15 protein-coding genes and 3 other annotated features (1 of these 18 running past the window's edge) are annotated in these 13,717 nt (G+C 54.5%); of the genes, 2 read left to right on the top strand and 13 right to left on the bottom strand.

The features are described 5' to 3' along the window. Nucleotides 1-86 precede the first annotated feature (86 nt). On the top strand, nucleotides 87-1,010 hold the full coding sequence (locus T260_RS134860; protein WP_023633474.1) for a substrate-binding domain-containing protein: 924 nt from the start codon (nucleotides 87-89) through the stop codon (nucleotides 1,008-1,010). Between the two features lie 303 nt (nucleotides 1,011-1,313). Here T260_RS134860 and pheT read toward each other — a convergent pair whose 3' ends face one another. The 6 genes from pheT to T260_RS134890 all read right to left on the bottom strand — a co-directional run bounded on the left by pheT (nucleotide 1,314) and on the right by T260_RS134890 (nucleotide 7,735). Then, complete coding sequence (gene pheT, locus T260_RS134865) at nucleotides 1,314-3,728, bottom strand: phenylalanine--tRNA ligase subunit beta (RefSeq protein WP_021322144.1); 2,415 nt, start codon at nucleotides 3,726-3,728, stop codon at nucleotides 1,314-1,316. 21 nt (nucleotides 3,729-3,749) lie between these two features. Then, the gene (gene pheS / locus T260_RS134870) at nucleotides 3,750-4,784 is read right to left on the bottom strand and encodes a phenylalanine--tRNA ligase subunit alpha (protein WP_011232181.1); all 1,035 of its coding nucleotides are present in this window, start codon (nucleotides 4,782-4,784) and stop codon (nucleotides 3,750-3,752) included. Nucleotides 4,785-4,883: 99 nt separating this feature from the next. Further along, nucleotides 4,884-5,119: a binding site (T-box leader), on the bottom strand. Between the two features lie 55 nt (nucleotides 5,120-5,174). Then, nucleotides 5,175-5,546: a hypothetical protein gene (locus T260_RS134875; RefSeq protein ID WP_011232182.1), complete on the bottom strand. Its 372-nt coding sequence runs from the start codon at nucleotides 5,544-5,546 to the stop codon at nucleotides 5,175-5,177. 40 nt (nucleotides 5,547-5,586) lie between these two features. Next, the gene (locus T260_RS134880) at nucleotides 5,587-6,342 is read right to left on the bottom strand and encodes a TrmH family RNA methyltransferase (RefSeq protein ID WP_021322141.1); all 756 of its coding nucleotides are present in this window, start codon (nucleotides 6,340-6,342) and stop codon (nucleotides 5,587-5,589) included. Further along, the gene (gene msrA, locus T260_RS134885; protein WP_013144533.1) at nucleotides 6,339-6,863 is read right to left on the bottom strand and encodes a peptide-methionine (S)-S-oxide reductase MsrA; all 525 of its coding nucleotides are present in this window, start codon (nucleotides 6,861-6,863) and stop codon (nucleotides 6,339-6,341) included. The genes T260_RS134880 and msrA overlap by 4 nt, the downstream gene beginning before the upstream one ends. A gap of 128 nt (nucleotides 6,864-6,991) precedes the next feature. Then, entirely contained in the window at nucleotides 6,992-7,735 is a 744-nt protein-coding gene (locus T260_RS134890) for an HI0074 family nucleotidyltransferase substrate-binding subunit (RefSeq protein ID WP_031212285.1), read from the bottom strand. Nucleotides 7,736-7,862: 127 nt separating this feature from the next. Between T260_RS134890 and sspI the strand changes: the two genes are divergently transcribed. After that, nucleotides 7,863-8,072, top strand: coding sequence for a small acid-soluble spore protein SspI (gene sspI, locus T260_RS134895; RefSeq protein ID WP_013524294.1), 210 nt, complete (start codon nucleotides 7,863-7,865; stop codon nucleotides 8,070-8,072). A 28-nt stretch (nucleotides 8,073-8,100) separates the two neighbouring features. Here the strand turns inward: sspI and T260_RS134900 are convergent, their stop codons facing one another. The 7 genes from T260_RS134900 to thrS all read right to left on the bottom strand — a co-directional run bounded on the left by T260_RS134900 (nucleotide 8,101) and on the right by thrS (nucleotide 13,571). After that, a complete protein-coding gene (locus T260_RS134900) occupies nucleotides 8,101-9,189 on the bottom strand; it encodes a M42 family metallopeptidase (RefSeq protein ID WP_011232187.1) in 1,089 nt (362 codons plus the stop codon). 93 nt (nucleotides 9,190-9,282) lie between these two features. After that, nucleotides 9,283-9,768 carry a dUTP diphosphatase gene (locus T260_RS134905; RefSeq protein WP_011232188.1) on the bottom strand — a complete coding sequence of 162 codons (486 nt, stop codon included), beginning with the start codon at nucleotides 9,766-9,768 and terminating at the stop codon, nucleotides 9,283-9,285. 15 nt (nucleotides 9,769-9,783) lie between these two features. Beyond that, nucleotides 9,784-10,035, bottom strand: coding sequence for a DUF1294 domain-containing protein (locus tag T260_RS134910; protein WP_023633472.1), 252 nt, complete (start codon nucleotides 10,033-10,035; stop codon nucleotides 9,784-9,786). 57 nt (nucleotides 10,036-10,092) lie between these two features. After that, the gene (gene rplT, locus T260_RS134915; RefSeq protein ID WP_011232190.1) at nucleotides 10,093-10,452 is read right to left on the bottom strand and encodes a 50S ribosomal protein L20; all 360 of its coding nucleotides are present in this window, start codon (nucleotides 10,450-10,452) and stop codon (nucleotides 10,093-10,095) included. 25 nt (nucleotides 10,453-10,477) lie between these two features. Continuing rightward, a complete protein-coding gene (rpmI, locus tag T260_RS134920) occupies nucleotides 10,478-10,678 on the bottom strand; it encodes a 50S ribosomal protein L35 (RefSeq protein ID WP_011232191.1) in 201 nt (66 codons plus the stop codon). Nucleotides 10,679-10,691: 13 nt separating this feature from the next. Further along, a complete protein-coding gene (gene infC, locus T260_RS0119670) occupies nucleotides 10,692-11,276 on the bottom strand; it encodes a translation initiation factor IF-3 (RefSeq protein ID WP_075261478.1) in 585 nt (194 codons plus the stop codon). After that, nucleotides 11,271-11,404 (bottom strand) — a sequence feature (ribosomal protein L20 leader region). Its footprint overlaps the gene before it by 6 nt. 226 nt (nucleotides 11,405-11,630) lie before the next feature. After that, on the bottom strand, nucleotides 11,631-13,571 hold the full coding sequence (thrS, locus tag T260_RS134925; RefSeq protein ID WP_023633471.1) for a threonine--tRNA ligase: 1,941 nt from the start codon (nucleotides 13,569-13,571) through the stop codon (nucleotides 11,631-11,633). 59 nt (nucleotides 13,572-13,630) lie between these two features. Continuing rightward, nucleotides 13,631-13,717, bottom strand: a binding site (T-box leader); it runs 144 nt beyond the window's last position.

Raw genomic sequence — 13,717 nt, 5'->3', positions numbered from 1 at the left:
TATAAATAATGATAAATAGTTATGAAAGAAAAAATTTTTTCACCTCCCTTTCTTTGCGCTACAATGGAAGAAAGGAGGATTGCATGATGCCGGAGCCGCAGTCATACACGATTGAAGAAATCGCTTCCTTATTAAAGGTGTCAAAACTAACGGTGTATGATTTAGTGAAAAAAGGGAAGCTGCCCGCCTTTCGCGTTGGGCGGCAAATGCGGATCACCGCGGATGATCTCAAGCGGTACATCGCCGGGCAAAAAGGGGAGGCAAGCACCGTTTCCCCCGCCGTTTCACGGCCGACCGAAACCGCTTTTCGCCCCATCATCATCAGCGGTCAAGATATGGCGCTCGATTTGCTTGGCGTCCATCTCGAGAAAGGCGGCCCTTATCAATCGCTTCGCACCTATACGAGCAGCCTCAACGGATTGATCGCTCTATACAAAGGGCAATGTGACATCGTCAGCGTGCATTTGTTTGACGGGCAAACGGGTGAGTACAACCGTCCCTATGTTGAAAAGCTGTTGACAGGCCATGCGTACATCATGGTGAACTTGATGCGCAGGCCGATCGGGTTTTACGTGCAAAAAGGCAATCCGCGCGGCATTCAAACGTGGAGCGACTTAGGAAGGAGCGACGTCGTGATCGTCAACCGGGAAAAAGGAGCGGGGGTGCGTGTGCTCTTGGATGAACAGCTGCGCCTGCATGGGCTGTCACCGTCCGCTATTCGCGGCTATGAGCGTGAGGAGACAAGCCATTTGAGCGTCGCCTCCGCGGTGGCGGCGGGTCTCGCTGATGTCGGCATCGGCACGGAAAAAGTGGCGCGAATGGCCGGCGTCGAGTTCATTCCGCTGATGAAAGAGCAGTATGATGTCGTCATGCTGCGGACGCGGGAGAACGAACCGCTCATCGCCGCCGTCTTGAACGTGCTTCGCTCCGATTCGTTCCGCACCGAACTCGAAGCGCTTGGCGGATACGATGTGTCGCAAACCGGGCAAATCATCGCCGAACGCGGCTGACAGGGCAGCACAACCGCATCTGTATCGACGCAACGAAAACGTTTACCATCTCCTTAACGGAAAAGCCGCTTGTCCATTTTTTCGACTGCCAAGGCTTGCCTCCATCACGTCTTGGCAGTCGATCCAATGCTTAGGAAAAGCGACGAATCTTAAAGCTTCAAATGGCATCTATATGCATGTTTTGGACATCAGGCGATGATTCAGCGGAACCTTCCAAATCCTATTTCCTTGCTCCGATTCTATGCCATCCATCCAAAAAAAGCTGTTCCAAAAGCGAGTCGCTTTTTGGAACAGCTTTTCGTTTTACCCGCGCAGCACCGCGCCAAATTGTTTCTCGACCGCGGCGAGCACCCGCTCGTGGACGGCGGCGACTTCTTCATCCGTGAGCGTCCGCTCCGGATCGTAGTAGCGGAGCGAGAAGGCGAGCGATTTTTTCCCGTCCGGCAGGCGGTCGCCTTTGTAGACGTCAAAGAGGGAGACGTCTTTGACAAGCGGTTTCCCGGCTTCTTCGATCGCTTGCTTGAGGGCGCCAGCTTCGACGTTTTCGTCGACGACCAAGGCAATGTCGCGCACGACGGACGGGAATCGCGGAATCGGCTCGTAGCGGATCGCTTCACTTTCGGCGTTCAACAGCTCGGCCAAGGCGAGCTCGAAGACGTACGTTTCTTTTAAATCGTACTCTTTTTGCACGGCCGGATGGAGCTGGCCGACAAAGCCGATGACCCGGCCGTCAAGCACAATGTCCGCCGTCCGTCCGGGATGCAAATCGGCGCGTTTCGCCGGGCGGTACGCGATGCGCTTGGACAGCCCAAGCAAGTCGAACAACCCGTCAAGAACGCCTTTGGCGACGTAAAAATCAGCCGCTTTTTTCTCGCCTTGCCACAAATGGGCGTGCCATAAGCCGGTGAGAACGCCGGCAAGCCGCTCGTTTTCCGCCGGTTGGACGTGTTCTCCTTTGGACAAGTAGACAGAGCCGATTTCGTACAAGGCGACGTTCTCGACTTGGCGGGCGCGGTTGTAGCTCGCCGCTTCGAGCAGATGCGGAATCAAGCTTTGTCGAAGAACGCTCCGCTCTTCGCTCATCGGCAGCGCCAAGCGGATCGGTTCGGCCGTCTCAAGCGCAAAGCGCGTCGCTTTGTCCGGGCTCGTCAACGAATACGTGATCGCTTGGAACAAGCCGGCTCCTTCCAAATAGCGGCGGACGCGGCGGCGCTTCGCCTGGTACGGCGTGAGTCCGCCCGGTTTCGCCTCGGCCACCGGCAGCGTCGCCGGCAGGCGGTCGTAGCCGTACAAACGGGCGACTTCTTCAATGATATCTTCTTCAATTGCAATGTCGCGCCGACGCGACGGGACGTGGATCGTGAACGTTCCGTTGTCTTCCGTAAACGGAAATTGCAAGTTCGAAAGAATCGCGGCCACTTCCTCTTTCGACATTGCCGTGCCGAGGACGCCGTTGATGCGTTCGAGCGTGACCGTCACCACCACTGAGTCTTGGCGCCACACGCTCGCTTCGACGATGCCGCCGACGACCTCGCCGCCGGCGTATTCCGACATCAACGCCGCGGCGCGCTCGAGCGCTTCTTTCGTCCGCGCTGGATCGATCCCTTTTTCAAATCGGGTGCTCGCCTCGCTGCGCAGCCCGTGGTCTTTCACCGCTTGGCGGATGACCGGGCTTGTAAAGTACGCCGCTTCAATGAACACGGTCGTCGTGTCGTCGCGCACTTCCGAATTCGCCCCGCCCATCACGCCGGCTAAGGCGACCGGCTCGCGGCCGTTGGTGATGACGAGATGTTCTTCCGTCAGCTTCCGCTCGACATCATCAAGGGTGATGATCGTTTCGCCCGCTTTTGCACGGCGGACGACAATCTCCTTCGAACCGAGGCGGTCGTAGTCAAACGCATGAAGCGGCTGGCCGTACTCAAGCAAAATGTAGTTCGTAATGTCGACGACGTTGTTGTGCGGGCGAATGCCGGCCGCCATCAAACGCGCTTGCATCCAAAGAGGCGACGGGCCGATCCGGACGTTTTTCACAATCCGCCCGGCGTACAGCGGATTGTCTTCCGGCGCCTCAACGCGCACGGAAATGTATTCATGGACATGTTCGCTGTTTTCCTTGACCGCCGCTTCCGGCAGTTTTACATCGCGGCCGAGAATGGCGGCGACTTCATAGGCGACGCCGATCATGCTTAAACAATCGGCGCGGTTGGGCGTCAAGGACAGTTCAAGCACTTCGTCATGCAAGCCGAGCCACTCGATGGCATCGGCGCCGATCGGCGCGTCGCTTGGAAAGACGAAAATGCCGTCCGCGTATTCTTTCGGCACGACTTTCGTTTCGACGCCAAGCTCTTGGAGCGAACAAATCATACCGTTCGATTCTTCCCCGCGCAGCTTCGCCCGTTTGATTTTGAAATTGCCCGGCAGCACCGCCCCGACTTTGGCGACGGCGACTTTTTGCCCTTTGGCGACGTTCGGGGCGCCGCAAATGATTTGCACGGGTTCGTCCTCTCCCAAGTCGACAAGGCATTTCCGCAGTTTATCCGCGTTCGGGTGCGGCTCGCACTCGAGCACATGACCGATGACGACTCCTTTCATTCCCCGGTCAAGCGCTTCGACCCGCTCGACTTCAATGCCGCTTTTCGTAATCCGCTCCGCGAGCTCTTTGGCGGTGATGCCCGTCAAATCGACGTATTCCCCTAGCCAACGGTAAGAAACGAGCATTCCCAACTCCTCCTTTTTCTGTTACACACGCAAAAATTGCCGCAAGAAACGTAGATCGTTTTGATAGAAATGGCGGATGTCATCAATGCCATACTTCAGCATCGCGATCCGCTCCGGCCCCATGCCGAACGCAAAGCCGGTGTACGTTTTCGAATCAAAACCGGCCATCTCAAGCACGTTCGGATGCACCATGCCGGCTCCTAAAATTTCGATCCAACCGGTGCCTTTGCAGACGCCGCAGCCCCGCCCTTCGCAGCGGAAGCAGGACACATCGACTTCGACCGATGGTTCCGTGAACGGGAAAAAGCTCGGCCGGAAGCGAATGTCGCGCCCTTCCCCGAACAGCTTGCGGGCAAATTCGCGCAGCGTCCCTTTCAAATCGCTCATCCGGATGTTCCGGTCAACAACCAATCCTTCAATTTGCGTAAACTGGTGCGAATGCGTCGCATCATCGGTGTCGCGGCGATACACTTTGCCCGGGCAAATGATTTTCACTGGGCCGCGCCCGCGGTGCTTTTCCATCGTCCGCGCCTGCATCGGCGACGTATGGGTGCGAAGCAAAATCTCTTCCGTGATGTAAAACGAATCTTGCATATCGCGGGCCGGATGTCCTTTCGGCAAGTTGAGCGCCTCAAAGTTGTAATAGTCGGTCTCCACTTCCGGCCCTTCGGCGACCGTATAGCCCATGCCGATAAACAAGTCTTCAATTTCTTCAATGACACGCGTCAGCGGATGCGGGTTGCCAAGACTCACAGGCCGGCCCGGCAGCGTCACATCAATCGCCTCGGCAGCCAGCTTCCGCTCCACTTCCTCCTGTTCCAGTTTCGCTTGTTTCGCTTCCAGCGCCTGTTGGATTGCCTCTCTTACTTCATTGGCAAGCGCGCCGATTTTCGGGCGCTCTTCCGGCGGCAATGCCCCCATGCCGCGCAGCACTTCGGTGATCGGCCCTTTTTTGCCTAAATAGGCGACGCGCACGTCGTTCAGCGCTTTTAAGTCGCGGGCTTGGCCGATTTGTTCGAGCGCCTGGCGTTTCAGCTCGTACAGCCGTTCTTTCACATCAATCCCTCCTCATTTCAGTTGAACGCCCTCCCACTTACGCTCACGCGTAGAAGCGGGGGGCTTCTCGGTTTAAGATGATAAAAAAAACCCGCCCCGGTAAGGGACGAGTTGTTGCTCGCGGTACCACCCTTGTTAACAGCATAAGCGTGCTGTTCACTTCATTGCGATAACGGCCGAAAGCCGGAACACCTTTACATCCCTCGTCGGGATGGTCCCGGTGTCAACTCAGGAGGTGAACTTCACTTGCGCCGGCCATAAAAACGCTCCCAGTCTATGGCGTTTTCTCCCTGGATGGCGAACAGCAAGCTACTTTTCTCCGTCATCGTTGTTGTCCGTATGGGAAATTGTCGCTATTCATTATACGCAAATGAGTGGGCAAAGGCAAGGTCAGGCCGAAATTTCTTTGCGCAGCTCATCGATTTCCGCTTCCTGTTCAATCGAGCGGATGGCAAGGCGCTCCATAATTTTTTCCTGCCGCACTTGCCCTTCCTTGAGCGCGGCGACATCTTTTTTGACCCCCAACATGTCCTTTTTCATGGCATCCATGTCTTTTTTCATGGCATCCATGTCTTTTTTCATGGCGTCCATGTCTTTTTTCATGGCGTCCACATCACTTTGAAGGCGATCGACTTTGTCTTCGAGTTGTTTCACGCTTCCTTGCAGCTTGACGATATCCATGCGCATTTGTTCGATGTAGGCCCCTTGAACATCAAGACGCTCGAGCACAGCGTTCAATAACGCCCGCAGTTCGCCATCCATCTGTCTCCGCTCCCTTGTCCTATTGATTTTCGATTCTATTTTACCGCACCGCCTGCAAGGAATAAAGCAAAATTCCGGCCGCAACGGCGACGTTCAGCGACTCGGCGCGGCCGTAAATCGGGATGTACACGTTCTCTGTCGTTAGGCGCAGCAGGTCGGGTCGGACGCCGCTTCCTTCATTGCCGACGAGCAAGGCGAACGAAGACGATTGTGGAACGGTGCGGTAATCGACGGCGTTCTCCAAGGCGGTGCCGTACACCGGAATGCCCTGCTCCTTGAAACGCGCGATCCATTGTGCCAGATCGCCTTTGACAACCGGAAGGTGAAACAGCGACCCTTGCGTCGCCCGCACCACTTTCGGATTGTACAAGTCGGCGCATCCCTCACCGAGGATGACGGCATCGATCCCAGCGGCATCGGCGGTGCGGATCATCGTCCCAAGATTGCCCGGATCTTGCACGGCGTCAATAAGCAAGGCGGTCTTCACGCCTTCAAGCTCGGTCGACAGCTGCCGGCACACCGCGGCGATGCCTTGCGGCGTCTCCGTGCTGCTGATCGCCCTCATCACCGCTTCGGTCACGATCGTAACCGGGACACCTGTGACGTTCCAGCCGGGCGGGACGGCCGTCCGCTCATCAACGATCAGCTCGACAAGGGGCGCGTTGCTTTTTATGGCCTCTTCGACAAGATGAAACCCTTCAAGCAAAAACAATCCGGTCTCATCGCGCCCTTTTTTTGTCAGCAGCTTTTTCCATTGTTTGACGCGCGCATTTTTCGGCGATTCGATCCGCTTCACCGCTTCGTCCCCCAATGTTTGGCGATAAATTCGTCACGCCCCGAGGCGGCTCGATCTTGCTTGTAATGTTCCGGATTTTTCTTATGATAGTTTTGATGGTACTCTTCCGCCGGATAAAACGTGGTGGCCGGCAAAATTTTCGTCACGATCGGCTTGGAGAAGCGCCCGCTTTCCTCGAGCGCCCGCTTTGACTGCTCGGCGAGCTGGCGCTGTTTTTCGTTATGGTAAAAAATCGCCGTCCGGTATTGCGGCCCGCGGTCGTGAAACTGGCCGCCGTCATCGGTCGGGTCGATTTGGCACCAATACAGCTCCAAGAGCCGCTCATACGGAAAGACGTCCGGGTCGAAGGTGATTTGCACCGCTTCGTAGTGGCCGGTCGTGCCGGTTTTCACTTGCTCGTATGTTGGATTTTCCACATGTCCCCCTGTATAGCCGGAGACGATGCCGTAAATGCCATCGAGCTCCTCAAACGGCGTCACCATGCACCAAAAGCAGCCGCCGGCGAATGTCGCTTTCTCCATTGTGTCGTCACCTCATGCATCAAGTTTCTTCCTTTGATTATAGCAAAATGTGTGCCGTTGTCATCTTTCACGACCAAAGTCAAGTTCCTTCACAAAGCCAAGCGCGTTCCGTTCCGCACGCCGGCCGCTCATGTCGCCGAGTCAAGCCGTTGTTTCATTTCGTCAAGCAAGCGGTCAAACAGCGGGATATAGGGGGTGCGAATGCGTTCATACATGTCCATGGCAGTTTCTTCATCATACGTATGGGACGTCCGGTTGCGGTCTTCGAGCATGCGAAGCCATGTCTCTCCGTCTTGAATCAACCCTTCCCGAAACTCCTCGCGAATCGTTTTCCTCGGACTCGTCACTTCAGCGTATCCCTGATGCTCCAAATAAAGTTTCATCCATTTCCATGCTAGTTCGTACGTGAATTCAAAGCGTTGAATGGTCGCATCAACAACAAGGTCATCCGTTTGGGCGTCTCTTGCGGCACTTTGCCGGAGTTTGGAGAGCGCCCGTTCGAAATCGTAAAATCGATCCATCAGCCGGCTCATTGTGACCATCACCTTCCCGTGCTCGTTCGTTTGAAAAATCGTCTTTCCTTCTTGGTCAATATTCATTTTTAGCTGTTCGTTGTGAATTTGATTGTAATCAACAACATCGATCGGATAAATGATCGGAAGTTCATCCAAGTCCGATTGCAGGAGGTACAGCGGGCCTCCCGGTTTTCGAAATTGGATCGCCAAATCGATATCCGATCCTTCCTTGTAATCGCCTCGTGCTCTTGAGCCGAACAAAATGACTTTTTCAATGACATCAGCATAACGGGAAAATAGATGGAGCAGTTGGCGAAATACCGTTCGTTCCAATCCATAGAGCGGTTTCTCGTCCATCGTCGCCATCACTCATTTCGGTCTAGTTTTTCCTCTATTATACCATATACGAGAGCCGCTCCATGTATAAATCCGCCGCCATTGGCAAACGATAACGGTGTACAATACGGCCAACGAGGTGAGACAAATGGATTTGAACTTGCGGGAAGCCATTATGCACAACGTAGCCAACAACTCGAAAGAGCAGCTGGAACATACGATCGAAGATGCGATCCAACGAGGCGAGGAAAAATATTTGCCCGGCCTCGGTGTCCTCTTTGAAGCCATTTGGACGCATGCCAATGAGCAACAAAAAGACATGATGCTCACAACACTCGAGCAGGCGGTTAAACAATGACGAACACCGGCCGAATCGGCCGGTGTTTTTATTCGTCAAACGTCAGTTGTTTCACTTTGTCGGCGTCAAGCCGTTTGATCACCTCAACAAGCAGCTTGACCGTGTTTTCGTAGTCGTCGCGGTGCAAAATGGCGGCGTGCGAGTGGATGTAGCGCGTCGGGATGGCAATCGTGAGCGACGGAACGCCGATGCCGGTTAAGTGAATCGCTCCCGCGTCCGTACCGCCGCCTGGCATGGCATCAAAATGGTACGGAATGTTGAGCTCTTCCGCCACTTCGATGACAAATTCGCGCAAGCCGCGGTGCGACACCATCGTTGCGTCGTACAAGACGATGTGCGGGCCGGCGCCGAGTTTGCCCATCGCTTCTTTTTCCGACACCCCCGGCGTGTCGCCGGCAATGCCGACGTCAACAGCAAACGCGATATCTGGCTGAATGAATTGGGCGGCCGTGCGCGCGCCGCGCAAGCCGACTTCTTCCTGCACCGTGCCGACGCCGTATACCGTGTTTGGATGGTCGACGCCTTTCAGCTGCTTGAGCACATCGATGGCGACCGCACAGCCGATCCGGTTGTCCCATGCTTTCGCGAGCAGCATTTTTTCATTGTTCAATACCGTAAATTCAAAATACGGCACGATCATATCGCCCGGGCGGACGCCCCACTCCATCGCTTCCTCGCGGCTTGTCGCGCCGATGTCGATGAACATATCTTTGATTTCCACCGGTTTTTTGCGCGCCTCCGGCGGCAGAATGTGCGGCGGCTTCGAACCGATGACGCCGGTGATGTCGCCTTTTTTCGTCACGATCGTCACGCGCTGGGCGAGCATCACTTGGCTCCACCATCCGCCAAGCGTTTGGAAGCGGATGAATCCTTTGTCGTCGATTTGCGTCACCATAAAGCCGACTTCATCCAAATGGCCGGCGATCATCACTTTCGGCCCGCCCGATTTCCCTTCTTTTTTGGCAATCAAGCTGCCGAGGCCATCCGTTGTCACTTCATCCGCATACGGAGCTATGTATGTCTTCATCACATCGCGCGCTTCCCGCTCATTGCCCGGGACGCCTTTCGCATCGGTCAGCGCTTTCAGCATCGTCAACGTTTCGTCCAACTTCGCCATCTTGGCACCCCTTTCCGGTTTTGTCCACTTTTTTATTATACTTGAAAAGGCTGACGATTGGCAAAATGAATCATTCGCCACCCGAAAAAAAGATCAATAGCGCTCGTTTTGCCGCTTGTGGTTCACTTCATTTTTCCGCCGATACGCCGCCTCGATGTCGTCGGAAGAAAAACCGAGCGCCACGCCAAGCCGCCAATACTCCGCAAACAGCGCATCATATTCCCCTCGCGCTCTCGTCTCCCCGAACCGCTCGGCGGCGCGAAACACGGCAAGAAACTGCTCGACAAGCGGCCGTCCCGCCGACGGAGCTTCGTTTTCTTCATAAAACAAGCCGCACTCCAGCCCGAGCGACAATAAAAAATGCAAGCCGTCAACATATTCCTCAAGCACTCGCTCGGCTGGCGCGGGCGGTTTGATGCTCCAAAATTTAAAGCAACGCGTCTCATTCGCGAGTTCACCCAGCTCCACAAGAAAGGCGAGCTGCTTGCGGGCAAACAAATCTTCCTCCATCAAGCCATGCTCCGTTTCAATGCGCCGATCCAACATGCGCTGCATATCGTAAAGCAAAGGCCAATTCATTCTCTCCTCCCCTTTCTACCTCATCCATCGCCAATAGAGAAACAGCTCCACCGTTGCCAACAGCGGCAAACCATAGCGAAACGTCCGATGGCGCGTTTTATGACGAAACGTGTACATGCCCGCCATTGCCCCCAGAGCTCCACCCAACCACGCCAGCAGCCAAAGCGTCCGCTCGGCGGTGCGAAAGCGGCGGCGCTTCGCCTTGTATTTGTCGACCCCCATCACGAAAAAAGCGAGAAGGTTGATCGCTATCCCGTATTGTACCATATCGATCCCTTTCCTTGATAAGAAAATGGCCACCCTGATCAAGGATGGCCATCGTTGTTATTTATTCAAATTCGCTTTCGCCAAGTCGGCGAGTTGGGCGAACGCGGCTTGATCGTTCACCGCCAAGTCGGCGAGCATTTTCCGGTTCACTTCCACGCCGGCCAGCTTCAAGCCGTGCATCAAACGGCTGTAGGACAAGCCATTTTGGCGAGCCGCCGCGTTGATGCGGACAATCCACAGTTTGCGGAAGTCGCGCTTCCGTTGACGGCGGTCGCGATACGCATACATGAGCGATTTCATCACTTGTTGGTTCGCGACTCTATATAATGCGTGTTTCGCGCCGAAATAGCCTTTTGCGAGTTTTAACACTTTTTTGCGACGTCTGCGCGTCACTGGTCCACCTTTTACGCGTGGCATAATCGTTCCCTCCTATAGTCGGTCGTTATTTCAAGTTGTCAAGCATTTGGCGGATGCGTTTGAAATCGCCAGGCGAGACAAGCGTCGCTTTGCGGAGATGACGCTTTTGTTTTTTCGTTTTATTGGCAAACAAGTGGCTCGTATAGGCATGACCGCGTTTTAATTTGCCGCTGGCCGTTTTTTTGAACCGTTTCGCCGAGCCGCGGTGAGTTTTCATTTTTGGCATCGCAGGTTCCTCCTTACTTGTTGTCGTTTTTCGGTGCGAGCACTAAAAACATGTTGCGCCCGTCCATTTTCGGCGCCGTTTCGACAACGGCAATGTCGGCGCACGCTTCCGAGAAGCGGTCAAGGACGCGCTGCCCAATTTCTTTATGGGTGATCGCCCGACCTTTAAAGCGGATCGTCGCCTTCACTTTATCGCCTTTTTCCAAAAACTTGCGCGCATTGCGCAGCTTCGTGTTGAAGTCATGCTCCTCGATCGTCGGGCTGAGGCGCACCTCTTTGACGTTGATCACTTTTTGTTTTTTGCGCGCTTCTTTCTCTTTCTTCTGCTGCTCGAAGCGGAATTTGCCGTAGTCCATGATGCGGCAAACGGGCGGTTTGGCGTTCGGCGCGACAAGCACAAGATCCAAGTTGCGTCTTGCCGCAATCTCAAGCGCCTCCTGCTTCGACTTGATGCCAAGCTGTTCGCCGTTTTGGTCGATCAAGCGCACTTCACGGGCACGAATTTGTTCGTTGATAATAAAATCTTTGCTAATAATGAGCCACCTCCAAGGTTTTTTCCGACTGGCTTGTTTGCCAGCAGAGCCCCACTTCCAGCCCAAAAAAAAGCGCAGATGCACAAAGCACCCGCGCAGTACGTCCTTACACTCGCATTGACGAACCGTAACAACCTGCCAACAGCCGTCTTGGCGTCGGTCAGGTGAGAAGCGGGGTGCTTCTGCTTTTGTTACAAACAAGCAATCATTCCACTTTATACACTATACCACCTTGGCGATGGCATGTCAAGGAGCGGATCTTGATAAACACAACGTCCTTTATTATAGCGGATCAACATTCAATTGGCAAGAGAAAATCTTGTTCACGCCGCCATTTCTTTGAAAAACCGCCCATGACATGGGCCATCGCCACCGTTGCTTCCTTGTAGCGCTTGAACGTTTATGTCGCCTGTCAACGGTTTATTGCGCTTTCCCTAATCTTGTCCGTTTTTCCCGCACATCGTCAGCGAGCAAGGCCATAAACTCGTCAAGCCCCATCGTCCGGCTTTCTTTTTCTCCATAGCGGCGGACGTTGACCGCTCGCTCAGACACTTCTTTATCGCCGACAACGAGCATGTACGGGATTTTTTGCATTTGCGCTTCGCGGATTTTATAGCCGATTTTTTCGTCGCGCTCGTCGACTTCGACGCGGAAGCCGCGTTCTTTCAGCGTCCGTTGCACGTCATACGCGTAATCGAGATGCGCCTCCGGCGACACGGGGATCACTTTGACTTGAACCGGGGCGAGCCATGTCGGAAACGCGCCTTTATACTCCTCGATGAGGAACGCGACAAACCGCTCCATCGTCGAGACGACGCCGCGATGGATGACGACCGGACGATGCGGCTTCCCATCCTCGCCAATGTATGTCAAATCAAAGCGCTCGGGCAACAGGAAGTCAAGCTGCACCGTCGAGAGCGTCTCGTCTTTGCCAAGCGCCGTGCGCACTTGCACATCGAGCTTCGGCCCGTAAAACGCCGCTTCCCCTTCCGCTTCGTAGTAATCGAGGCCGAGCTCGTCCATGGCTTCCCGCAGCATGCGTTGCGCTTTTTCCCACATTTCATCGTCATCATAATATTTTTCTTTGTCATGCGGATCGCGGTAAGACAAGCGGAACGAGTATTCCTCAATGCCGAAATCCTTATAGACTTCCAAAATCAAGTTGACGACGCGCTTGAACTCGTCTTTGATTTGGTCCGGGCGCACGAAAATGTGGGCGTCGTTGAGCGTCATGCCGCGGACGCGCTGCAGGCCGGTAAGCGCTCCAGACATTTCATAGCGGTGCATCGTGCCGAGCTCGGCGATGCGGATCGGCAGCTCGCGGTAGCTGTGCAGCTTGCTTTTGTAAATCATCATATGGTGCGGGCAGTTCATCGGACGAAGCACAAGTTCTTCGTTGTCCATCTCCATCGGCGGGAACATGTTTTCTTTGTAATTTTCGGCCTCATTTTCGCCGTCAAAATNTTTTCGGCAGACTTTTTCGTATCCGAGCGCCACTTCTTTGTCGACGATGTACCGTTCGATAATGCGGCGGATCGTCGCTCCTTTCGGCAGCCATAGCGGCAAGCCTTGTCCGACTTGTTGCGATGTCGTAAACAGCTCAAGCTCTTTGCCGAGCTTCCGGTGGTCGCGCTCTTTCGCTTCTTCAAGCAGGCGCAAATAACGATCCAAGTCTTCCTTTTTGAAAAAGGCCGTGCCGTAGATGCGCTGCAGCATTTTGTTGTTGCTGTCGCCGCGCCAGTAGGCCCCCGAGATGCTGAGCAGCTTGAACTCTTTGATTTTTCCAGTCGACGGCACGTGCACACCGCGGCAAAGGTCGAAAAACTCGCCTTGCTCATAAATCGAAATCGGCTCGCCTTCCGGAATATCGGCGATCAACTCGAGCTTCAACTCATCGCCGATTTCTTCATACAGCCGGATGGCTTCTTCGCGGCTCACTTCTTTGCGGACGATGTCCAAATTTTCTTTGACAATCTTGCGCATTTCCGCTTCGATTTTCGGGAGGTCGTCTGGCGTCAGCTTATGCTCCATGTCGATATCATAGTAAAAGCCGTTTTCAATGACCGGACCGACGCCGAGCTTGACGTTGCCATACATCCGCTTGATCGCCTGCGCCATTAAGTGGGCGGTGCTATGGCGCAAAATGTCAAGCGCCTCCGGCATGTCTTGGGTAATGATGACAAGCTCGCCATCTTCGTGAAGCGGCGTGCGCAAATCAACGAACCGGCCGTTCAGTTTGCCGGCGATCGCTTTTTTCTTCAGCCCCGGGCTGATCGAGGCAGCGATGTCTTCCGTCGTCGTCCCCTTCGGAAACTCCTTTTCCGCCCCATCTGGGAACGTGATGCGAATGACGTCTGGCATCGGCAATCACTCCTTTGTCATGATGATGAAAATGGAAAAATAAAAAAACTCCTCCCTCCTAAAGGGACGAGTTTTCATCGTGGTTCCACCCTTCTTCCCATGGCAGCGCCTCGCCATGCCATGGCTCAACAAGAATAACGGTCGTC

This window comes from Geobacillus thermopakistaniensis (assembly GCF_000498995.1).
Classification (GTDB): Bacteria; Bacillota; Bacilli; order Bacillales; family Anoxybacillaceae; genus Geobacillus; species Geobacillus thermoleovorans.
Note: the sequence above shows the minus strand (reverse complement) of the source record. Positions and strands in the feature narration are given on the sequence as shown.

Excerpts from the sequence above, each read along its gene's own strand:
- T260_RS134860 (WP_023633474.1), top strand. The coding sequence starts at position 87 with ATGCCGGAGCCGCAGTCATACACGATTGAAGAAATCGCTTCCTTATTA.
- pheT (WP_021322144.1), bottom strand. The coding sequence starts at position 3,728 with ATGCTCGTTTCTTACCGTTGGCTAGGGGAATACGTCGATTTGACGGGC.
- T260_RS134875 (WP_011232182.1), bottom strand. The coding sequence starts at position 5,546 with ATGGATGGCGAACTGCGGGCGTTATTGAACGCTGTGCTCGAGCGTCTT.
- msrA (WP_013144533.1), bottom strand. The coding sequence starts at position 6,863 with ATGGAGAAAGCGACATTCGCCGGCGGCTGCTTTTGGTGCATGGTGACG.
- T260_RS134890 (WP_031212285.1), bottom strand. The coding sequence starts at position 7,735 with ATGGACGAGAAACCGCTCTATGGATTGGAACGAACGGTATTTCGCCAA.
- sspI (WP_013524294.1), top strand. The coding sequence starts at position 7,863 with ATGGATTTGAACTTGCGGGAAGCCATTATGCACAACGTAGCCAACAAC.
- T260_RS134900 (WP_011232187.1), bottom strand. The coding sequence starts at position 9,189 with ATGGCGAAGTTGGACGAAACGTTGACGATGCTGAAAGCGCTGACCGAT.
- T260_RS134905 (WP_011232188.1), bottom strand. The coding sequence starts at position 9,768 with ATGAATTGGCCTTTGCTTTACGATATGCAGCGCATGTTGGATCGGCGC.
- T260_RS134910 (WP_023633472.1), bottom strand. The coding sequence starts at position 10,035 with ATGGTACAATACGGGATAGCGATCAACCTTCTCGCTTTTTTCGTGATG.
- rplT (WP_011232190.1), bottom strand. The coding sequence starts at position 10,452 with ATGCCACGCGTAAAAGGTGGACCAGTGACGCGCAGACGTCGCAAAAAA.
- rpmI (WP_011232191.1), bottom strand. The coding sequence starts at position 10,678 with ATGCCAAAAATGAAAACTCACCGCGGCTCGGCGAAACGGTTCAAAAAA.